The organism is Pseudomonas sp. TE3-3-F2023 (genome assembly GCF_036784815.1).
In the GTDB taxonomy this organism is placed as follows: domain Bacteria; phylum Pseudomonadota; class Gammaproteobacteria; order Pseudomonadales; family Pseudomonadaceae; genus Aquipseudomonas; species Aquipseudomonas pudica.
On the sequence record NZ_CP145113.1, the window covers coordinates 3,401,966 to 3,423,297 of the forward strand.

Below are 21,332 nucleotides of genomic sequence, written 5' to 3' on the forward strand. Positions count from 1 at the left end.
CGGTGTGGTCCCTTAACCGCGTGGCGCCTGGGCGCTGGCGACTTTCACGTTGTTGCCCGCCACCTTAGGCGCCGGGTTGCTGGCCTCCAGGGCCTGGCGCTGCTGGGCGAGGGCGGCGAGGGTCTGTTCGCTGGCCATCGGTGTCTCTTCCGGGGTGACCGGTGAGCCAGGGCGTACGCGTTGCAGGCCCTTGACCACGATGCGGTCGTCCTTGCCCAGGCCACTGCGCACGATGCGCAGGCCCTCCAGCTTCGGCCCCAGCTCCACGGCGCGGTAGGCGGCCTTGTTGTCCTTGTCCATGACCAGCACGAACTTCTTGCCAAGGTCGGTGCCGACGGCTTCGTCGTTGATCAGCACGGCCTGGTACTGGGCGCTGCCTACCAGCTTCAGGCGTGCATACAGGCCAGGGGTGAACTGGCCGTCGCTGTTGTCGAACACCGCACGGCCACGGATGGTGCCGGTGCGCGGGTTGACCTGGTTGTCGACGAAGTTCATCTGGCCCAGGTGCGGGTTGCCGGTTTCGTTGGTCAGGCCCAGGTACACCGGGGTGCTCTGGCCGCGCTGGCCTTCGCGGGCCAGCTGGGTGTACTTGAGGTACACGCGCTCGTCGGCGTCGAAGTAGGCGTAGACCTTGTCGGTGGAGACCACGCTGGTCAGTGGGGTGACATCGGCGGTAACGATGTTGCCGGCGGTGAACTGGGCGCGGCTGACGCGGCCGCTGATGGGCGCGGTGACACGGGTGAAGCTGAGGTTCAGGCGTGCCAGGTCGAGCTGCGCCTGGATCGCGTCAACCCCGGCGCGGGCTTCGGCGGCGGCGCTGCTACGCGATTCGGCCAGCTCTGCGGAAATGGCGTTGCTGTCACGCAGGCGTTCACCACGGCGGGCTTCGTTGGCGCTGCGGATGGCAGTGGCCTTGGCTTGCTGAAGCTGGGCTTCGAGGCGGCGGACCTCTGCCTGGAACGGGCGTGGGTCGATCTGGAACAGCAGGTCACCTTTCTTGACCTGGGCGCCTTCAGTGAAGGCCACCAGGTCGATCTGGCCGGAGACCCGTGGGCGTACCTCGACGGTTTCCGGTGCTTCGAGGCGGCCGGTGAACTCGTCCCATTCATTGATCGGTTGCTCGATCACCTTGGCCACGCTGACCTTCGGCGCCGCGGGAGCCTGCACGGCGTCGGGGGTTCGACCGCAAGCGCTGATCACCACCACTGCCAAGGCAGCGAGGGGAAAGCGCAAGGGTTTGAGTGATTGTTCCATGGAGAACTCCGCCAATGTATTAGTAGTGGGCGGAGTGTGAGTGTCTTGCGCGTGATGCACGAATCGAACGGGGCGAAGGTTATTATCACGATGAATGATATCTGTGGGTCGTTCATCGATTTGCGGCATGGTTGGGATTTCTGGGGCTGCGTTGCAGCCCATCGCGACACAAGGCCGCTCCTACAGCTTACGCGTTCCCCTGTAGGAGCGGCCTTGTGTCGCGAAAGGGGCGCAACGCGCCCCCGGCAATGTCAGCTCGATACGCGGAACCCATGGGTGCCATCGCGCTCCAGCTGGGCAATCCAGCCGAATTCCCAGTCCAGATACCCCTGCATCGCTTCACGCGGGTTGTCCGTCCCTTCATAAGGCCGGCGATAACGGTCGGTACGCGCCACGACCAAGCGCGTTTCGCGGCTCTCCAGCGCCTTGCCCGCTGCAATCCAGCGCGCCGTGCCACCGTCCAGCACGTACACCGGGGTTTGCGTCAGTGCCTGCAAGTCCAGCGCCGCAAAGCGCGCCAGCAGGCTGCTCGACATCGATTTCGGTCACCGCTGGCAACGCCGGCTGCGGCGCCTGCCACTCGCCGGCTGCTCTGAAGTCTGCCGCTGACAAACCGTCCAGCACTGCTACCTGCCAGCGATTACCCCTTTACTGGCCCTTTCGCGGGTGAACCCGCTCCCACAAGGGCAGTGCAGCACTCGAACACTGCGCAGTTCCGGTGGGAGCGGGTTTCCCCGCGAAGAGGCCGGCACAGCCACCACCGTTTCCGAGGAATACCCATGACCACCCGCAAGATCAAGCTCGGTGCCCTGACCATGGGCTGCGGCGGCCCCGGCCGGCACAACCAGTGGCTCGACCCGGAGCTGCCTGCCGACGCCAGCGTCAACATCGACTGGTACATCGACATCGCCCGCCAGGCAGAGGCGGCGTTATTCGACCTGATGTTCTTCGTCGACAGCCAGTACATAACCCCCGGTTCGCCGCTCCATTACCTCAACCGCCTGGAGCCGCTGACCCTGCTCTCGGCGCTGGCGGTAAGCACACGCCACCCCGGGCAGTTCCGCCGCCTTACCGAGCAAGTGGTGCCGCTGCTGCAGGAGCGCGGGGTATATCGCACTGCCTACGAGGGCACCACCCTGCGCGAAAGCCTGGGTCTGGCCATTCAGTGAATGCTCGAGGCCAGTTCGAAGATCGGCATGTACATCAGGATCACGATCAGGCCGATCAGAAGGCCGATGAAGGTCATCAGCAGTGGTTCGAACAGTTTGACGAACCACTCTACCCAGCGGCCGATTTCCTGGTCATGAAAGTCGGCGCAGCGCTCCAGCATCTCGCCCAGGTTGCCGGACTGCTCGCCGGCCCGCAGCAGGCGCAGCGATACCGGCGTGACCAGTTGCCCGGCCTCCAGCGCGTCGGAAAGCGGCAACCCTTCGCCGACCCGCTGGCTGGCGTGCTCCAGGCCTTGGGCCGCCGCGCTGCCGAGCAGGCCGCGGGCCATGCCCATGGCGGTGAGGATGGGGATACCGCCTTGCAGCAGGATGCCCAACGAGCGGTAGAAGCGTGCCAGTTCGTACATCATCAGGCGTTGGTGCAGTGCTGGCAGGCGCCGCAGCTGGCAGGCCGCCCAGCGCCGTACCCGTGGTTGACGGCGCAGCAGCCAAAGCGCCGTGACCGCACCTAGGGAGCCCAACGCCAGCGGCAGTTGCTGGGCGTGCAGGAACAGGCCGATCTGCATCAGCAACCGAGACAGCCAGGGCAACTCGGCGCCCATGCCCTCGAATACCTGGCTGAAGCGAGGCACCACGTAGCCAAGCAGGAAAAGCACCACGCCACCGCCCACCAGCAACAGCAGCAACGGGTACACCGAGGCGCCCACCAGCTTCTGCCGTACCAGGTCCAGGCGCTGGCGGTAGCTGATGTAGCGGGCGAGGGCGTCACCCAGCGCGCCGGTACGCTCGCTGGACTGCACCAGCGCCACGTACAGCGGCGGGAACACCCGTGGCTGCTGGCCCAGGGCCTGGGACAGCGAGCGGCCTTCGTACAGTTGGCGGACCAGTTCGGCGAGCACTTTGCGCGTTGCCGCTGCGGGGGCCTTTTCCGCCAGGCTTTCCAGCGCGTCGATCAGCGGCAGGCCGGCGTTGAGCAGGGTGGAAAGTTCCTGGCTGAACAGCACCAGGTCAAAGCTTGCTTCGCGGCGCCAGGCCATGCCGCGCAAGGCGCCGCCATGGCCACGCAGGCTGAGCACGCGCAGGCCCTGGTCCTCGGCCTGGCGGCGGGCCTGGTCGGCGTCCTCGGCGTCGATCTGCAACTGCACCACACCCTGCCTGCCCAGGGCCTTGAGGCTGTAGCGCATGGCCGTTCTCCCTACTGCCAACTGGTGATTTCGGCGTTTTCCCCGTCGCCGCCGGGCTGGCCATCCTTGCCCATCGACAGCAGGTCGTATTCACCGCCATTCTCGCCGGGTTGCCGGTAGATGTACGCGCGGCCCCACGGGTCTTGCGGCACGGCCTTCTGCAGGTACGGGCCGGTCCAGCGCGCTTCGCCACTGGGGGCGATCACCAGGGCCTGCAGGCCTTGCTCGCTGCTGGGGTAGTGGCCGACTTCGAGGCGGTAAAGGTCCAGGGCCTTGCTCAGCCCCTCTATCTGCGCCCGCGCTACCTTGGCCTCGGAGCGGCCGAGTTGGCTGAAGTACTTGGGGGCGACGATACCGGCCAACAGGCCGAGCACCACCAAAACCACCAGGAGTTCGAGCAGGGTGAAGCCAAGTTGAGGGTTGGTTCTGCGCTGCATGGTGAAGCCCTCCGCTGCATGGGGACAAGCTTTTGCAGGCTCCATGCAACAGCCGTGCACGCCGGCGCTGGCGCCTTGCACCACGCGGCATGCAAAGCGGCACAGTGCTTGCGTCGTGGTCCTCGACCCCGGGTTTTCCGGGGTATATCCCCCAACATCGGGGGTACCACGAAGAGGCGACCGACATGCGTGGACTCATTCTCGGTTTGATCTGGCTGGTGGCAGGTGCTGCCCAGGCCGATGTGTACATTTCCATCGACGCCAAAGGCAGCTACATACTGACCAACGTCCATCGACCCGGGCGCCTCTACGAAACGGTGATCAGCGAGACGAAGGCCCAGGCCGGCCCGGCCAACGCGCAACTGATCACCGGCCGCCCCTACGCCAAGCTGGTCGCCGCCGCGGCGCGCACCCACGATATACCCCCGGCGTTGCTGCATGCGGTGATCAAGGCCGAGTCCGGCTACAACCCCAAGGCCCGTTCGCCGGCGGGCGCGGTGGGGCTGATGCAACTGATGCCGGATACCGCTCGGGAGATGGGCGTGGAAAACCGCCTGGACCCGGAGGACAACGTGCAGGGCGGGGCCCGCTACCTCAAGCGCATGCTCAACCTGTTCGACAATGACATCACCCTGGCCGTGGCGGCCTACAACGCCGGCCCCGAAGCTGTGCTGCGCCGTGGCGCGGTACCGCCGTTCGCCGAGACCCGGCGCTATGTGCCCAATGTGCTGCGGGAGTACCGCAAGTTGCAGGGGTTGACGGGTGATTAGCCTTTGCAACCTCCCTGTGTGAGCGCCGGCAGCTGCAGGCACCCCACTAGGGTAGAAACAATACCCTTCGGCGGATGCCACCAAGCCGACCCGATGGTTTCCCCAACTCTGGGCTATAACCTTCTGAAGGTGCCCAGTTGTGGAGTCCGCCATGGACATCGCCCCTCGTTCCGACGCCATTGAATTACCCGCCGGTATCGAACTGGCCACCCCACGCAAGCCGTTCAACCTCCTGCGCTGGTACGCCTGGGTCAGTCTGGCCATCATCCTCTCGGTAGCTGTCGGGCTGGGGTTGATTTCCAGCCGTTTCATCATCGACGAGAGCATCGAGCGCGACGCCTTGCTCACCGCTCAGTTCATCACCTCCATCGCCGACGCCGAAGTGCGCCATGTGTCGATCCCCAATGTGCGCACCATGGGTGAACTGCTCGACCCGCGCATCGATCGCGCCAACCTGCTAGATGTCGACCCGGACGCTCGGCGCAGGGCGCGTGGCGAGTTCCTTGACCACATCGCTCACCTGCCCGACATGCTGCTGGCCAATATCTATGCCCCGGACCGTACGGTGATCTGGTCCAGCAACCCGGCCCTGGTCGGCAAGCTGATCGAAGGCGACGAAGACCTGGAGCAAGCCTTCGAGTACAAGATGCGAGTCTCGGCCAGCTACCACAACTTCGAGCAGGCCCGTGCCGAGCAGAAGTTCGTCACTCCACCCAAGCAGTTGTTCATCGAGAACTACATTCCGCTGTTCGATGCCGATGGCGAGCAGGTCACGGCGATGGTCGAGATCTACAAGGAGCCCCATGACCTGATCGTGCGCATCGAGCATGGCCTGATCCTGATCTGGCTGGCGATCACCGTCGGTGCCGGCCTGGTCTACGTCGGCCTGTACGGCATCATGCACCGCGCCGCGCGCCTGCTGTCGGTGCAGCAGAAGCGGCTGATCAGCAACGAAACCTATGTGGCACTGGGCGAGGTCTCCTCGGCGGTAGCCCACAGCCTGCGCAACCCGCTGGCCAGCATCCGTTCCAGTGCCGAACTGGCCCAGGCGTTCGACGATGGCCCGGCGCAGCGCAATGTCAATGACATCATCAGCCAGGTCGATCGCATGTCGCAGTGGATCCGTCAGATGTTGCAGTCATTGCGCCCGTTCAACGATGAGGCAGTGGCAGTGGATCTGCCGCTGGCATTGCAGGAAAGCCTGCAGACCTACGCGGTGCCGCTGGCGCGCGGCGGAGTGAGCCTGGACCTGCACCCGTTACCGGCGGTACAGGTGCTGGGGCACCCGGTGTTACTGCGGCAGATTTTCAGCAGCCTGATCGCCAATGCCCTGGAGTCGATGGAGCAGGGTGGGCGGTTGCGTGTCGAGGTGGTGCGTCATGACCGGCGCAGCCTGACTCTGCGCCTGTCCGACAACGGCAAAGGCATGAACGAAGAGCAGCAGCGCATGGCCTTCCGGCCTTTCTTCACCACCAAGCAGGGTGGGTTGGGCGTGGGGTTGGTATTGGTGAAACGCATCATGGAACGCTTCGGGGGCAGTGTCCGGCTCAGCAGCAGTGAAGGCCATGGCACCCGGGTTTCGTTGAGTTTCCGGCTGGTCAGGGAGTGATTATTGACTTTAATAAACGACCATATCTACTTGTTTATAAAGGTTTTTATCATTTTTGGGTGAAAATCCCCAAAAATGGGGAATTATCCTCGAGGCTGGTTTAGGAAGATTCATTAACCTGTTGATTAGTAATGATTAATATAATAGGTAAAGTTACTGGCTGGGTTTTTGCTTCATGACAGGCAGAGCGCAATACACGACAAATGGCAGCTGCGGCTGCACGAGTGGAGTGCTATCAATTGGCTACTGTTCGTCGCCTTGATGCATTTCTGAACGGACGCCCTGCGCGGGAAGCACGCGATGCAGATGCTGGATAATGAAGTGCCAGACAAGGCCCGTACTACCGCCAGCGGTGTGGCCGTGCCATTGCGCGAATTCAACCTGCTACGCTGGTTCTCGGTGATCAGCCTGCTGATTATCGCCTCGGTGGCAGGCGGGCTGGGTTATGTGTCGACGCGTTTCGTGGTGCGCGACAGCGTCGAGCGCGATGCCATGCTCACCGCCCAGTTCATCCAGGCCATGGCCCAGGCCGAAGTCCGCCATTCGCAGTTGCCGCCGGGCACCACAATGGGCGAGTTGCTTGACCCGCGCCTGGACCAGCAGCACCTGCAGTTCACGCCAGACCTGGCTGAATCGACCCGGGTCGAGTTCCTCGACCATGTCGAGCACCTGCCGGACATCTTGCTGGCTAATGTCTATGCACGCGACCGTACCATCGTCTGGTCGACCAACCGGGAGCTGATCGGCAAGCGCATCGCGGCGGATGGCGACCTCGACCGCGCCTTCCGCTCGCGCAAGGCGGTGTCGGCCAGCTACCACCAGGCCGACGATGACCGCGAAGAGCAGAAGTTCCAGCGTGAACCGCGCTACCTGTTCATCGAGAACTACATCCCGCTTTTCGACAGCCAGGGCGAGCAGGTGCTGGCCATGGTGGAGATCTACAAGGAGCCGCAAGACCTGGTCCGGCGTATCCAGCGCGGCTATGTGCTGATCTGGGCCTCGACCCTGGTGGGCGGGGCGCTGGTCTACTTCGGCCTGTTCTGGATCGTGCGCCGCGCGGCGCAGCTGCTGCACTTGCAGCAGGACCGGCTGGTGGCCAGTGAAACCTATGTGGCATTGGGCGAGATGTCCTCGGCAGTGGCGCATAGCTTGCGCAACCCGCTGGCCAACATCCGCTCCAGCGCCGAACTGGCCCAGGAAATCGCCAACCCCGCGGCGCAGAAGAACATCACCGACATCATCAGCCAGGTCGATCGCATGTCGCGCTGGGTGCGTGACCTGCTGGTGTCGCTGCGCCCGACCAGTGACGACGCCGAGGCCGTGGACCTGGTGACGGCCATCGAGGACACCCATCTGGCCTTCGCCCAGCAGATCGAACGCAACGGTGTGCGCTTCTGCTACGAAGGCCCTGGGTCACAATGGGTGGCCAGCCAGCCGCTACAGCTCACGCAGATTCTCAACACCCTGTTCTCCAATGCCCTGGAGGCCATGCCCGAAGGCGGCATGCTGCGCGCTCAGGTCAATGTGCAGGATGGGCAGCGTGCCGAATTTGTCCTCACCGATACCGGCAAGGGCATGAGCCAACAGCAGGAACGGATGGTGTTCAAGCCGTTCTACACCACCAAGCAGGGTGGCCTCGGCGTAGGCCTGGCCCTGGTCAAACGCATCATGGAGCGTTTTGGAGGCTCGGTCAGCCTGAGCAGCCGCGAAGAGGAAGGAACCCGCGTCAGCCTTACATTCAATATCGCAGCGGGAGGGGACCATGGAGCACAGCATCCTGGTAGTCGAGGATGATGAAATTCTCGCCGACAACATTCGCACCTACCTCGGCCTCAAGGGCTTCGAGGTCACCGTTTGCCACAGCGCGGAGTTGGCGCTGGAGCAGATCAAGCGGGGCCAGCCCGATGCGGTGCTGACCGACAACTCGCTGCCGGGCATGAGTGGGCACGACCTGCTGCGTACCTTGGTGGCGCAAGTGCCGGACCTGAAAGTGATCATGATGACCGGCTACGGCAATGTCGAAGATGCCGTGCAGGCAATGAAGGAGGGCGCCTTCCATTACCTGAGCAAACCGGTGGTGCTGGCCGAGCTCAAGCTGACCCTGGACAAGGCGCTGGCTGCCGAGCGCATGGAGCGCACCTTGTCGTTCTACCAGGAGCGCGAGGCGCAGAAGTCCGGGTTGCAGGCGTTGATCGGCGAATCACCGACGATGCTCACCCTCAAGCACACCCTGCGCCAGGTGCTGGATGCCGAGCGGCGCATGGCCAGCGATGATTTGCCACCGGTGCTGATCGAAGGCGAGACCGGTACCGGCAAGGAACTGGTGGCCCGCGCCCTGCATTTCGATGGTTCGCGCAGCAAGGGGCCGTTCATCGAGTTCAACTGTGCCTCGATTCCGGCCAATCTGCTGGAAGCGGAGCTGTTCGGCCACGAAAAGGGCGCCTTTACCGATGCCAAGGAACGCCGGGTGGGCCTGGTGGAGGCTGCCGATGGCGGTACCTTGTTCCTCGACGAGATTGGCGAGATGGACCTGGTGCTGCAGGCCAAGCTGCTCAAGTTGCTGGAAGACCGCACTATCCGCCGGATCGGCTCGGTGAAGGAGCGCAAGGTCGACCTGCGGGTGATCAGCGCCACCAACTGCAACCTGGAGCAGATGGTGCAGCAGGGCAAGTTCCGCCGCGACCTGTTCTTCCGACTGCGCATCATTGCCCTGAAGGTACCGCGCCTGTATGCCCGCGGGCAGGACGTATTGCTGTTGGCGCGGCATTTCCTGGCCCATCATGGCCGGCGTTATGGCAAGCCGAACCTGCGCTTTTCCGCCGAGGCGGAAAACCTGATGCTCGGTTACAGCTGGCCAGGCAATGTGCGCGAACTGCGCAACATGCTGGAGCAGACCGTGCTGCTGGCACCGAACGAGGTGGTGCAGGCGCATCAGCTCAACCTGTGCATGACCCTGATCGACGAGCCGCTGGTGCAACAGGCGGCGCCTGCGGTGTTCGAAATGCCTCGCCACGAACCCGAGCCCGGCACCAGCCTGCCGGACATGGAGCGTGACCTGGTATGCAAGACCCTGGACCGCACGGACTGGAACGTGACCAAATCGGCGCGCATGCTCGGGCTATCGCGGGACATGCTGCGTTACCGGATCGAGAAACTGGGGCTGACCCGGCCGGACAAGCGCCAGTGGTGAGGCCCCCACCTGTGGGAGCGGCATTTGTGGGAGCGGCCTTGTGTCGCGAAAGGGCCGCAAAGCGGCCCCGGGATTGATGCGCAACAGTTGAAATTGCTGGGGCTGCTTTGCAGCCCTTCGCGACACAAGGCCGCTCCTACAGGGATTGCGGCAACTTTTGGAATTTGAGGGCATTGATCAACGCTGATTATCGGCTGCTCCCTGCCGCCCGGTACCTTCCGAGCCACTGCCATCCATACCCGGCAAATCCCGGTTGTCATTCTGTTCAGCGGGCGGGCTGTCCGGGTCGTTGCCTTTTATGCGTGGGTCGGTGTCCCGCGGCATGGGCTTTTCGATCGGGTTGAGGGTGCTGTCCGCGCCCGGCTTGGGCGCCGGGTTGTGCGGGTCGTCGGGGTAGGTGGGGCCAGTGCCGGCAGCCATGGCCAATGGCGCGGCGAGCAGGGCAATCAGAAGGATGCTTGAGCGGGGCATGGCAGGCTCCTTTGCTTCGGGTAGGGTTGATACTTCTGTTCGGCCCTACCCGAAGCTTCAAGGTGCCATTACCCCGATCAACGGTTACACCACCAGCGACAGCAACATGATGAAGATGATGCCGACGATCGACAGGATGGTCTCCATCATGCTCCAGGTCTTGAAGGTTTCCGCCACGGTCATGTTGAAGTACTGCTTCACCAGCCAGAAGCCGGCGTCGTTGACATGGGACAGGATCAGCGAGCCGGCGCCGGTGGCCAGCACCAGCAGCTCGCGGTTGACCCCTGGCACCAGGTCGATCACCGGTGCAACGATGCCCGCGCCGGTGATGGTGGCGACCGTGGCGGAACCGGTGGCAATGCGGATTACTGCCGCTACCAGCCAGGCCAGCATGATCGGCGAAATCTCCGCCTGCACGGCCATCTGCCCGATCACGTTGCCCACGCCGGTATCTACCAGCATTTGCTTGAAGCCGCCGCCGGCACCAACGATCAGCACGATCGCCGCAGTCGGTGCCAGGCTCTGGTCGAGCATCTTCATGATCTGCTGGCGGTTGAAGCCGCGGGCCGAGCCGAAGGTATAGAAGGCCAGCAGCAGGGCAGCGAGCAGGGCGGTAATGGGGTGGCCGATCAGGTCCATCCACTGACGCACGATGTGCTCGGCTGGCAGCACCACGTCGGCAAAGGTCTTCAGCAGCATCAGCACCACTGGCAGCAGCACGGTGACCAGGGTGATGGTGAAGCTCGGCAGATTGCCCTGGTCGGACTCCTTGGCGATCTGGTCCATCAGCTCCTGGGACGGGGTGCCCGGGATGTAGCGTGAAATGAAGTTACCGAACAGCGGGCCGGCGATGATGGCGGTAGGCAGCGCCACGATCAGGCCATAGAAGATAGTCTTGCCGATGTCGGCATGGAAGATGCCGATCGCCAGCAGCGGGCCCGGGTGTGGGGGCACCAGGCCATGCACCACTGACAGGCCGGCCAGCAGCGGAATGCCGATCTTGATCAGTGACACGCCAGAGCGCCGGGCGACGATGAACACGAGCGGAATCAGCAGCACGAAGCCGATCTCGAAGAACAGCGGAATGCCCACCAGGAAGGCGGCGAACATCATTGCCCAGTGCACGTTCTTCTTGCCGAAGGCGCGGATGAGGGTTTGCGCGATCTGGTCAGCCCCCCCGGAGTCGGCCATCAGCTTGCCAAGCATGGTGCCCAAGGCAAGCACGATGCCGACGAAGCCCAGCACGCCGCCAAAACCGTCCTGGAACGATTTCATGACCTTGGCCACCGGCATGCCGGAGGTCAGGCCAAGGAAGCCGGCCGCGATGGTCAGGGCGACGAAGGGGTGGACTTTGAAGTGGGTGATCAGCAGGATCAGCCCGACGATGGTAACCAGCGCGTCGAGCAGCAGGAAGGTATCAGTAGCCAGTCCGAACATGGTTTGAAGGCCTCGGTCTTATCGTTGTTTTGGCGTAGCTTTTTGGAACTTTGCTTGCGCTCGTGGGGCAGGGTAGCGCTGTCTTGGGTAGCCCGGGTAAGCCGCCAGGTTCAGGCGGTTTGTGCCAGGCCCGGCTCACCGCGGCCCTTCAGCCAGCTGTCCACCGCTTCGGCAAGCGCTTCGATGGGCTGGGTGGCGTCAAGCGCGATGGTCAGTGGTTCGCCGTGTGGCGGCTCAAGGGCTGCGAACTGGCTGTCGATGAGGCTCGCCGGCATGAAATGCCCGGGGCGGGCCAGCACGCGTTTTTCCGCTTCGGCCGGTGACAGTTCGAGGAATACGAATACCAGCCCGGGCATGGCATCGCGCAGGGAATCGCGATAGCGGCGCTTGAGCGCGGAACAGGTCAGGATCGGACGTTCCCCGGCCTTGGTCGTGGCTTGCAGTTCCTGGCCAAGACGCACCAGCCAGCCGGCACGGTCGCTGTCGTCCAGGGGTATGCCAGCGCTCATCTTGCGGATGTTTTCGGCAGAGTGGAAAGCGTCGCCTTCGATCAGGCGGCCGCCGCTTCGGGCGGCGATGGCAGCACCGATGCAGCTTTTGCCGCAACCGGCCACGCCCATCACCACGATGGCGGACAGGGGAGAATTCATCAGTACCTCCTGCGGGTGAGATAGCGCTGTCTCGTCGTCGACGAACAGTCACCTCCCCGGTGTTATTGATCTTGTCCTTACGCAGTATGGACGCTTGGCGGCCAGCGCGCGGCGGCGGCTACAAAGATTACATTGCCTGCGTCCTGAGACAGCGCTACCTTAGTGGCCGTTCCCTTTCCTTGCAAGTAGTAAAATTACAACATCCATGTCCCGCACCGGCTCCCGCACCACAGGTCGTCCCACTCTGGCAGAAGTGGCCAGGCTTTCCGGGGTTTCCCCGATTACCGCCTCGCGCGCCCTGCGCGGGGTCAGCACGGTTGCGCCAGAGCTGGTGGAAAAGGTCGTTGCTGCCGCGGCGAGCCTCGGCTATGTGGCCAACCCGGCGGCCCGTGCCCTGGCTTCGGCGCGCAGCCAGTCGGTGGTGGTGTTGATCCCGTCGCTGTCCAACCAGCTCTTCATCGACACCCTGGAAGCCATTCATGAGGTCATGCGCCCGCGCGGGCTCGAAGTACTGATCGGCAACTATCACTATGATCTTGCCGAAGAAGAGAACCTCATCCGCAACTACCTGGCCTACCAGCCCTGCGGCATGCTGCTGACCGGTTTCGAGCGCAGCGAGGCATCGCGGCAGATGCTGGCGGCCAGTGGGGTGCCCTGTGTGCACATGATGGAACTGAATGGCGAGGCCGGGGCGTTGTCGGTCGGCTTCTCGCAGCAGCAGGCGGGGCGCGCCGCGGCCCGCCACCTGATCGAGCGCGGGCGCAAGCGCCTCGCGTTCATTGCCGCGCAGCTCGACCCGCGGGTGATGCAGCGTGCCGAAGGGTTCCGCCAGGCGTTGGCCGAGGCCGGCTTGCAGGCTGCCGAGCTGGAAGTGCTGGCGCCGGAGCCTTCTTCCATTGCCTTGGGCAGCACGTTGTTCAGCCAGCTGCTGCAGCAGGCGCCGGATGTCGACGGCATCTTCTTCTGCAACGACGACCTGGCCCAGGGCGCGGTGCTGCAGGCATTGCGCCAAGGGGTGGAGGTGCCGAGGCAGGTGGCGATGGTCGGTTTTAACGACCTGCCGGCTTCGGCGCACATGGTGCCGCGGCTGACCTCGATTCGCACGCCTCGGGCCGCCGTGGGGCGCGGTGCTGCACAGGCGCTGCTGGCGTTGCTCGATGGCAAGCGGGTGCCGAACGCGCAGCAGGACCTGGGCTTCGAGTTGATGGTGCGGGAGAGCTCGTGAGTTTGTCCTGAGGGGGGCGAGCGCCGCGCGGGCGGCGCTCGATCTCACAAGCGCCACAAGAACCACGACTTACGCCAGGCGATCTATGCTCAGGACACCGTGCATAAAGGAGCCCGGCGTCATGTTCGATTTCCACCGCAAGTCCGATCTGGTCGAGATTCAGCGCAGTCATCAGGCCTTGGCCAGCTTGCAGGCCAAGCTGGCGGCTATCAGCCGCTCCATGGCAATGATCGAGTTCACCCCCGACGGCACAATTCTCGATGCCAATGAGCGCTTCTGCCAGGCCATGGGCTACAGCGCCGAGGAGTTGCGCGGCAAGCACCACCGGCTGTTCTGCGACCCTGGCTACGCGAAGAGCGCCGAGTACCAGCAACTGTGGCGTGAACTGGGGCAGGGCAAGGCCATCAGCGGTACCTTCGAGCGCATCGACAAGGCCGGCCGCGAAGTCTGGCTGGAAGCCAGCTACATGCCGGTACTGGACGAGCAGCACCAGGTCACCAGCGTTATAAAGGTGGCATCCGACATCAGCCAGCGGGTGATGGAGGAGCACGAGAGCGAAAGCCTGCTCAAAGCCATCAGCCGCTCCATGGCTGTGATCGAATTCACCCCGCAAGGCCGGGTGATCAAGGCCAACCAGAACTTCCTCGACACCATGGGCTATCGCCTGGACGAGGTGGTCGGCCGCCATCACGGGCTGTTCTGCCTGGCGCATGAGCGCGAATCGGCCGAATACCGTGAGTTCTGGGCTTCGCTCAACCGCGGCGAATACCACTCGCACCGTTTCGAGCGCGTCGACAAACATGGCCAGACGGTCTACCTGGAGGCTTCCTACAACCCGATCTTCGACAGCAAGGGCCGCCTGTACAAGGTGGTGAAGTTTGCCAGCGACATCACCCGCCAGGTCAGCACCCAGCAAAGCGCTGCCGATGCTGCCCATGCCAGTTCGGTACAGACCGATGCCTGCGCGCGCAAGGGAACCGAGGTGGTACAGCAGGCGGTGCAGGTGATCGAACAGATTTCCAATGAACTCAACGACGCGGCACGCAGCATCGATGCGGTGAGCAAGCAGTCGGATGTGATCGGGCAGATCGTGCTGACCATCCGCGGTATCGCCGACCAGACCAATCTGCTGGCCTTGAACGCAGCCATCGAGGCTGCCCGCGCCGGTGAACATGGGCGCGGTTTTGCCGTGGTGGCCGACGAGGTGCGCAACCTGGCGGCACGAACCAGCAAGGCCACACTGGAAATCGTTGATGTGGTGCGGCAGAACCACGACCTGTCGCTGTTGGCTGTGGCCAGCATGCAGTCGAGCCTGAAGCGTACCGGCCATGGTGTTGCGCTGGCCAACGAGGCCGGCACCGTGATCATGGAAATCCAACAGGGTTCACGGCACGTGGTAAACGCCATCAGCCAGATCAGTTCGACGCTGCAATTGCATTGAGCGCATCGCCCAGCTCGTCCAGCAGGGTCTCCAGGCTGGCTTGTAATTGCAGGCGCAGGTCAACCGTCGGCAGGCCCTGATCCTGGGCCTGCTCGATGGCTTCGCAATCCTTGACCACCTTGCGTACCTTGAGCATTTTCGCCCCGCCCTTGATCCGGTGAGCCAGGGCGCGCACAGCCTCGCCGGGGGCGTCTGCTGCCAGTGTGCGCAGGGTGGCCAGGTCTTCGCTGACGCTTTGTGTCAGCTGTTCCAGCAAATTCCGCGTCAGTTGCTGGTCGTCCTGGGTCAGGTGACGCAGTTCGCCAAGGTTGAACCCGCTGGCGCGCCGCGCTGGCGGTTGTTGCCGGGATTGAGTGTGGGGCAGGTGGGTCTTGAGCGTACGCAGGCCAATGGGTTTGAACAGGCATTCGTCCATGCCGCTGGCCAGGCAGCGGGCACGCTCCTCAGCCTGGGCGTTGGCGGTGACACCGAGAATGCGGCAAGGCGCCAGGCCGCGTTCGCCCTCGAAGCTGCGGATGCGGCGGGTCAGCTCGTGGCCATCCATGACCGGCATGCTGCAGTCGGTGATCACCAGGTCGAAGCGCGCGGCCTGCCAGCGTGCCAGTGCGATTTCCCCGTTCTCCGCCAGCGTGACCCGATGCCCCAAGGTATGCAGTTGCCGCTCCAGCAGCAGCAGGTTGGCGGGGTAGTCGTCGACTACCAATATGTTCAGCGGGCTGCTGTTTTCCAGCACCGGCTCATGCTGTTCGACCTGTACCGGTGCTGCGCAGACGGGCAACTGCAGGCTGACCTGCACCTTGGTGCCAACGCCTTCGACGCTCTGCAGGTTCAAGGTACCGCCCATCAACTCGGCCAGGGTGCGGCTGATGACCAGCCCCAGGCCGGCGCCCTGGCGTGCCCGTGGGCCGTCGGCCTGGACGAAGGCGTTGAACAGCCGGGCCTGGTCGGCTGGGCTGATGCCGATGCCGGTGTCTCGCACGTTCAGTTCCACTGCCAGGCTGTCAGTGTCGGTGTGCGAGGGCAGCAGCAGGCTTGCCTGGACTTCACCGCGGTCTGTGAACTTGATGGCATTGCTGATCAGGTTGGACAAGACCTGCTTGAGGCGCAGTGGATCCCCCAAAACCCAGATCGCTGCAGCGGGCAGTTCGCTGTGCAAGTGCAGGCCTTTGGCCCGTGCATTGCCTTCGAATACCCGCACGGTGGCGCGTACCAGTTCGACCAGGTTGGTGGGCACCGGCTGCAGGGTGATGTGCCCGGATTCGATGCGGGAAATGTCGAGAATATCGCCGATCAGCTCAAGCAGGCCGATGGCCGAATCGTGGGCAGTCTGCAAGGTCTGGGTGTCGCAACGGCCGCCGCGGCTGTCTTCCAGGGCCAATTCCAGCAGGCCGATCACGGCATTCATCGGTGTACGGATTTCATGGCTCATGGTGGCCAGGAAGGTGCTTTTGGTCTGGCTGGCCTGTTCGGCGTCGTCCTTGGCCTGGCGCAATTGCTCCAGCAGGCCGCGGCTGAGCGCAAGCTGTGCCTGCAGGGCATGCTGGGCCTCGGTGCGCTGGTTGATCAGCTTGCGCAGATAGCTGTTCCAGAACACCACACCGGCCAGCAGCAAGGCCGACAGCACCAGTACCTGCAAGGCCAGGGTGCGATAGTCGCGCCAAGGGCTGTCACTGACCATGGTGGTGATGCGCCAGCGGTTGATCAACTGGTCCAGTTCTTCGGGTGGAATGCTCAGCAGCGCCTTGTCGAGGATTGCCTGCAGCTGCGGCTGGTCTGCGGCCACGGCGAATGCGGCGATGGCCGGGTCGTCGTCGAGCACGCTGGCAATGCGCAGGCGGTCCTTGAAAACATGGCTGATGTAGTAGGCAGCATTGATATGGCTGCTCAAGGCGACGTCTGCGGCACCGTTGGCCACGGCTTCCATCAGGCCGAGCGGGTTGTCCACTTCGACCATCCTGGCCTTTGGGTAGCGTTGTTGCAGCACGGCCCGTTGCGGCGAGCCACGCACCAGGGCAATGCGCTGGCCATCCAGCACCATGGCCTGCGCCGGTAATGCATTGTCGCCACGGGTGACCAGCACCCGCGGGCTGACCAGGTAGGGGCGGGTAAAGCGCAGTTTTTTCGAACGGTCCGTGCTATAGCCCAGTGCGCCGATCATCTGCGCATCGCCGCGCGCCAGGCGCTCGACCATTGCCTGCGCCGACGGGCTTTCGACCGGCTTGAAATGCAGCCCTGTGCGCAGCGAGATCTGCTTGAGCAGGTCGAGGGTGATGCCGCTGGGGCGGTGCTGGGTATCGTTGAAGGTGAGCGGTGCCAGCGAGGTGTTGACCAGCACGCTGACGCTTGGGTTGGCGGCGATCCAGGCTTCTTCTTCGGCGGTGAGGGCGGTGAGGTGGCGCTGCAGCAGCAGGCTGGTGTTGCCACTGCTCCAGCGGCGCAGGATGTTCAGGCGTTCGCTTTCGCTGATGCGCGCCAGCGCCTTGTCGATCAACTGACGCAGGCGCGAGTTGTCACTGGCCAGGGCAAAGGCAAACGCCCCAGGGGCAACCTGGCAGAAGTGGTCGATCTTCAGTGTGCCCTGGTAACTTTTGCCAATCGCGAAGTCGGTACTGATGGCATCGCCCAGATAGGCGTCGGCCTCGCCCAGTTCGACGGCAGCCAGCCCGGCCAGCGTCGAGCGATACAGGCTCAATTGCGCCTTTGGGTACAGGCTGCGGACGCTGCTGGCCGGCAGGTAATGATCGACCATGGCCAGGCGCAGGCCGGCGAGGTCGGGGGTGTTCTTCAAGCTGTGCCCCTCGCGGGTGACGATGACCGGCAGGTCTTCGGCGTAGCTCGCACTGAGGCTTAGCTGAGCATCCGCTGCCTCGAAGGCGTTGGAGCTGCCCAGCAAGTCGATACGGCCGTCGCGGAGCGCAGCGATGGCTTCGTGGCGGCTGTCGAAACGTCGGACTTCGATGTTGATGCCCAGCTGTTCAGCGATGATGCCTGCGTAGTCTGCGCTGAGGCCTTCGTAGTCGCGCTGGCTGACATTGATTTCCAGCGGTGGGTAGTCGGGCCGTGAGCTGCCCAGCACCAGGTGCTGGCGCTGCTGGAGCCATTGCCGCTCTTCGCTGGACAGCGCGAGCGGGGCGGTGGCGCTGATCGAGCGTGCCAGTAACTGGCGGGGTTCGCTGTTGGCCAGCAGCGCGCCGGAACTGGCCAGGCCGATGACCAGAAGGGCGCTTGCCAGCAGGCGCTGCATTGCCACCGAGCGCTCAGTAGACGTTGTTGCGTTTGGCCAGGTCGACCATCTCAACCAGCGATTCCGTCTTGAGCTTTTCCATGATGCGGCCCCGGTAGGTGCTGATGGTCTTGGCACTGAGGTTCATGCAGGTGCCGATATTCTTGTTGTTCTCGCCGCGTGACAGGCGCCTCAGCACTTCCATTTCCCGGTTGGACAGGCTCGCCAGGCGCATAGGCTCGCTTTCCAGCGAGTTGCTGTTGACCGACATCTGCGGGAAGGTCGAGTAGCCCTTGACCAAGGCCTTCAGCGCAAACAGCAAGGCCTCGTGGTCCTCGTCCTTGGTGACGAAGGCGCCGATGCCGGCATCCAGGCAGCGCCGTACATACAGGTCGGTGGCCTGGCCGGTCAGTACCATGATCTTGGGGGCCGGTTCCAGGCTTTGGAGGCGCTTGATGACTTCCATGCCGTCCAGGCCCGGAAGCCCGATGTCAAGGATGACCACGTTCGGGCGCAGTCTGCGGACCACCTGCGTGACTTCACTGCCATCGCCAACTTCACCGACGACCTCAAAGCGCTCGCGGTCGAGCAACATTTTCAAGGACAGTCGCACTATGGGGTGGTCGTCGACGATGAGCACGGTAGTCATGAAGAAAACTCCTGTCAGGATGTGGTCCGCTTCCTGGATCACTCAGGAATACGTCTGCAAGTGGGGTTATCGGAAGCGCTGCACGATACGACCATTCCCGAAATTTGGTAATGCCGAGTATAGAAGTGTTGAAAGTCCCCGGGCTAGTTGTTGAAAAGTCCTACAAAAAGTGGGAAAGACATCACCCTGACAAAGCGGCGATGTCCGTTTTCTGAATGTTTTGAAACAGCTCACGCGCAAACCGAGTGTGCTTTGCTGACACGCTGGGTCGAGGCAGGGTTGTTGACCAGCGCCTGGCCGACCCGTGTCGGGCGTGCCACCAACTGGCCGGTGCAATTCGGGCAGCGGCCCTGGAAACGGGTTTCGGCGCAGGTGCGGCAGAAGGTGCATTCGAAGGAGCAGATCAGCGCATCGGGGCTGTCACCGGGCAGGTCGGTATCGCAGCACTCGCAGTTTGGGCGTAGGTCCAGCATGGGCATGACTCCTGTTTGCAGGCGGGAAACCGGAGTCTGCTACGCCCGTGGCGAACCTGGCAATGCTCAGTCGCCAGTGCGATACAGGTGGGCGTGCCCGGCGCGGTACAAGGCAGAATCGGCAAACGGGGCGTCGCCCAGCACATGGCCCACCAGGATCAGCGCCGTGCGCCGAAAGCCCTTGGCCGCGACGCGTTCGACGATATCGCCAAGAGTGCCGCGCACCCAGTCCTGGTCCGGCCAGGTGGCGCGGTGCACCACCGCCACCGGGCAATGCGCGCCGTAGTGCGGCAGCAGTTCATCGACGATACGCGACAGGTGCTTGACCCCCAGGTGAATTGCCAAGGTGCTGCCGTGGCGCGCCAGGTCGCCCAATTGCTCGCCGGGCGGCATCGGCGAACTGTCGCCATAGCGGGTGAGGATTACTGTCTGCGCTATCTGGGGCAGGGTCAGTTCGCAACCGAGCAGGGCGGCGCTGGCCGCCGTGGCGGTGACCCCGGGGATGATCTGGTAATCGATGCCCAGCGCCTGCAGGTGGCGGATCTGCTCGCCGATGGCGCCGTACAGGCTGGGGTCGCCACTGTGTACCCGGGCCACATCCTGGCCTTGCTCATGGGCATTGCGCATGGCGGCAATGATCTGCTCCAGGTGCAGTTCGGCACTGTTGATCACGGTCTCGGCCTGGTGGCCCTCGAGCACGGCTGCGGGTACCAGCGAGCCGGCATAGATGATCACCGGGCACTGGCGGATCAGCCGTTGGCCCTTGACCGTGATCAGTTCCGGATCGCCGGGGCCGGCGCCTATGAAGTAGACCGTCATGGAAAGTCCTTGCAGGAAAGAGGGGGAAACGCTCAACAGGCCAGGGCGAGGGTGGCCGGGCTCAGCACCTGGCGAGTCAGCAGCAATCTTGCCGTGCCAAGCCGCTGGCTGGCCAGGGCCAGGGCCGCACTCTCTGCCACGCCCCAGCAGCCGCTGTGGGCATGGGCAGCGGCGGAGCGGTGGCTTAGCTGGGATTCGTAGGGCTGCAACTGCGCGCTATCGTACAACACCAAGGGCACGCCGAGGCGTTCGGCCAGTTGCTGCAAGCCGGGTTCGTCGGCCTTCAGGCTGATGCTGGCGATGCCGTGCAGGTCGGCCAACGCCAGGCCCTGGTTGGTCAAGGCCTGGCGTAGTAAGGTTTCCAGTGTATCCGCCGGGCAACCCCGGCGGCAGCCGAAGCCGGCGTAAAACGCAGGCATCAGGCCTGGCTGGAGCGCCGGAACAGCCAGGCGCTGAGCAGGCCCAGGGCCAGCCAGAAGGCGGCGTTGGTCAACCAGGAGGCCACTTTGAACTGGGTTTCCAATGCGGCGGGGGCCAGGCTCTCGTGCACTTCTGGTTGCGGCGCACCGATCACGTGGGGAGTCACCAGCAGCACGGCACCCAAGGCCTTCAGCAACCAATGGCGGGCGAACACCAGCAGGGCGAGGCCCAGCGCGGTGGCGCTCGCGGTGCCTATCCACCAGGCCTGGCGCTGTCCCAGGTCGGCGGCTGCGGTACCCGGCAGCTCCGGCGGCAGGCCCAGGGTTGGGGCCAGGCAGAACACGGCGAAACCGGCCAGGCCCCACAGTGCGCCGGTGCCGGCACGTTTGGGTTCGCGCAGGCTGTACAGGGCGGTGAGGATCAGGGCGAAGCCGACCGCGACCACCAGGTTGCCGCCAGTGGTCGACAGCACACGCTGCCAGCCGTCTTCAGGCGACCAGGCTTCGGCGCTGTGTTCATGGGCGGCCACTTCGCCGGCATGCTCGTGCTGGGCAACCGGGGCCGAGGATTCGTAGGTTTCTGCCTCGAGGATAAGCGGGGCGACCCAGAAGCTTTGCAGCAAGGTCAGCAGCAAGGCCGCCAGCAACCCGCTGAAGCCCGCGGTACGGGCAATGCGTGTGATCATCGGGCGTACTCAGTGGCAGGGGAAGGCGGCGCTGTGGCGGGTGTCATGGGCGGCGTTGTGCACGGCCTCGATGTGCGAGAAGCCGGCGAAGTACACCAGGCACAGGCCCAGCAGGCTGGCGCCGACGGCGATGACGACACGTTGGCTGAGGGTGACGGGGGTAGTGATGCTGTGTTGCTTGGCGCTGGTGACGGGCATGACGCGTTCCTCTGCTTTTTGTGGGCAA

The 21,332-nt window shown here is 63.9% G+C and carries 19 protein-coding genes and 2 pseudogenes; 7 read left to right on the plus strand and 14 right to left on the minus strand.

Translation table 11 applies throughout. The annotated features are described in order from the left end of the window. Positions 1–12: 12 nt before the first annotated feature. Positions 13–1,254, minus strand: a complete 1,242-nt coding sequence (locus tag V3314_RS15290) for an efflux RND transporter periplasmic adaptor subunit (protein WP_046614310.1) — start codon at positions 1,252–1,254, stop codon at positions 13–15. Positions 1,255–1,505: 251 nt separating this feature from the next. Beyond that, positions 1,506–1,890: pseudogene (locus V3314_RS15295) on the minus strand (rhodanese-related sulfurtransferase); the annotation flags it as partial. Positions 1,891–2,033: 143 nt separating this feature from the next. Here V3314_RS15295 and V3314_RS15300 point away from each other — a divergent pair. Further along, positions 2,034–2,303: pseudogene (locus V3314_RS15300) on the plus strand (LLM class flavin-dependent oxidoreductase); the annotation flags it as partial. A gap of 113 nt (positions 2,304–2,416) precedes the next feature. On the opposite strand, the gene V3314_RS15305 reads toward V3314_RS15300, so the two are convergent. Together V3314_RS15305 and gspG are read right to left on the minus strand one after the other, a co-directional pair. Next, on the minus strand, positions 2,417–3,607 hold the full coding sequence (locus V3314_RS15305) for a type II secretion system F family protein (RefSeq protein WP_085600846.1): 1,191 nt from the start codon (positions 3,605–3,607) through the stop codon (positions 2,417–2,419). Between the two features lie 11 nt (positions 3,608–3,618). After that, positions 3,619–4,044: a type II secretion system major pseudopilin GspG gene (gene gspG, locus V3314_RS15310; RefSeq protein ID WP_046614306.1), complete on the minus strand. Its 426-nt coding sequence runs from the start codon at positions 4,042–4,044 to the stop codon at positions 3,619–3,621. 185 nt (positions 4,045–4,229) lie between these two features. Here gspG and V3314_RS15315 point away from each other — a divergent pair, with 185 nt between their 5' ends. From V3314_RS15315 to V3314_RS15330, 4 genes are all read left to right on the plus strand, one after another. Further along, complete coding sequence (locus tag V3314_RS15315) at positions 4,230–4,814, plus strand: lytic transglycosylase domain-containing protein (RefSeq protein WP_046614305.1); 585 nt, start codon at positions 4,230–4,232, stop codon at positions 4,812–4,814. A 151-nt stretch (positions 4,815–4,965) separates the two neighbouring features. Beyond that, entirely contained in the window at positions 4,966–6,423 is a 1,458-nt protein-coding gene (locus tag V3314_RS15320; RefSeq protein ID WP_046614304.1) for a HAMP domain-containing sensor histidine kinase, read from the plus strand. A gap of 300 nt (positions 6,424–6,723) precedes the next feature. Continuing rightward, positions 6,724–8,217: a HAMP domain-containing sensor histidine kinase gene (locus tag V3314_RS15325; RefSeq protein ID WP_046614303.1), complete on the plus strand. Its 1,494-nt coding sequence runs from the start codon at positions 6,724–6,726 to the stop codon at positions 8,215–8,217. Beyond that, entirely contained in the window at positions 8,186–9,613 is a 1,428-nt protein-coding gene (locus tag V3314_RS15330) for a sigma-54 dependent transcriptional regulator (RefSeq protein WP_046614302.1), read from the plus strand. Before V3314_RS15325 ends, V3314_RS15330 begins: the two co-directional genes overlap by 32 nt. 177 nt (positions 9,614–9,790) lie before the next feature. On the opposite strand, the gene V3314_RS15335 is transcribed toward V3314_RS15330, so the two are convergent. From V3314_RS15335 to V3314_RS15345, 3 genes are all read right to left on the minus strand, one after another. Then, on the minus strand, positions 9,791–10,084 hold the full coding sequence (locus V3314_RS15335; RefSeq protein ID WP_046614301.1) for a hypothetical protein: 294 nt from the start codon (positions 10,082–10,084) through the stop codon (positions 9,791–9,793). Positions 10,085–10,168: 84 nt separating this feature from the next. Then, positions 10,169–11,521: a GntP family permease gene (locus V3314_RS15340; protein ID WP_015270532.1), complete on the minus strand. Its 1,353-nt coding sequence runs from the start codon at positions 11,519–11,521 to the stop codon at positions 10,169–10,171. Between the two features lie 110 nt (positions 11,522–11,631). Then, positions 11,632–12,171, minus strand: coding sequence for a gluconokinase (locus V3314_RS15345; protein WP_085600851.1), 540 nt, complete (start codon positions 12,169–12,171; stop codon positions 11,632–11,634). 205 nt (positions 12,172–12,376) lie between these two features. Between V3314_RS15345 and V3314_RS15350 the strand changes: the two genes are divergently transcribed. Further along, on the plus strand, positions 12,377–13,396 hold the full coding sequence (locus V3314_RS15350) for a LacI family DNA-binding transcriptional regulator (protein WP_046614299.1): 1,020 nt from the start codon (positions 12,377–12,379) through the stop codon (positions 13,394–13,396). Between the two features lie 121 nt (positions 13,397–13,517). Further along, positions 13,518–14,837, plus strand: coding sequence for a PAS domain-containing methyl-accepting chemotaxis protein (locus V3314_RS15355; RefSeq protein WP_046614298.1), 1,320 nt, complete (start codon positions 13,518–13,520; stop codon positions 14,835–14,837). Here the strand turns inward: V3314_RS15355 and V3314_RS15360 are convergent. From V3314_RS15360 to V3314_RS15390, 7 genes are all read right to left on the minus strand, one after another. Next, positions 14,812–18,081: a transporter substrate-binding domain-containing protein gene (locus V3314_RS15360; RefSeq protein ID WP_338460319.1), complete on the minus strand. Its 3,270-nt coding sequence runs from the start codon at positions 18,079–18,081 to the stop codon at positions 14,812–14,814. The genes V3314_RS15355 and V3314_RS15360 overlap by 26 nt on opposite strands. Positions 18,082–18,094: 13 nt before the next feature. Further along, the gene (locus V3314_RS15365) at positions 18,095–18,709 is read right to left on the minus strand and encodes a response regulator transcription factor (RefSeq protein ID WP_046614296.1); all 615 of its coding nucleotides are present in this window, start codon (positions 18,707–18,709) and stop codon (positions 18,095–18,097) included. Between the two features lie 230 nt (positions 18,710–18,939). Next, positions 18,940–19,182 (minus strand): DUF1272 domain-containing protein, encoded by a 243-nt coding sequence (locus V3314_RS15370; RefSeq protein ID WP_046614295.1) that lies wholly within the window; start codon positions 19,180–19,182, stop codon positions 18,940–18,942. A gap of 66 nt (positions 19,183–19,248) precedes the next feature. Further along, positions 19,249–20,001, minus strand: a complete 753-nt coding sequence (gene cobM / locus V3314_RS15375) for a precorrin-4 C(11)-methyltransferase (protein ID WP_046614294.1) — start codon at positions 19,999–20,001, stop codon at positions 19,249–19,251. A gap of 32 nt (positions 20,002–20,033) precedes the next feature. Continuing rightward, the gene (locus tag V3314_RS15380; protein ID WP_046614293.1) at positions 20,034–20,420 is read right to left on the minus strand and encodes a cobalamin biosynthesis protein; all 387 of its coding nucleotides are present in this window, start codon (positions 20,418–20,420) and stop codon (positions 20,034–20,036) included. Further along, the gene (locus V3314_RS15385; RefSeq protein WP_046614292.1) at positions 20,420–21,106 is read right to left on the minus strand and encodes a CbtA family protein; all 687 of its coding nucleotides are present in this window, start codon (positions 21,104–21,106) and stop codon (positions 20,420–20,422) included. The genes V3314_RS15380 and V3314_RS15385 overlap by 1 nt, the downstream gene beginning before the upstream one ends. Before the next feature lie 9 nt (positions 21,107–21,115). After that, positions 21,116–21,304 carry a CbtB domain-containing protein gene (locus tag V3314_RS15390; RefSeq protein ID WP_025339304.1) on the minus strand — a complete coding sequence of 63 codons (189 nt, stop codon included), beginning with the start codon at positions 21,302–21,304 and terminating at the stop codon, positions 21,116–21,118. Positions 21,305–21,332: the final 28 nt, after the last annotated feature.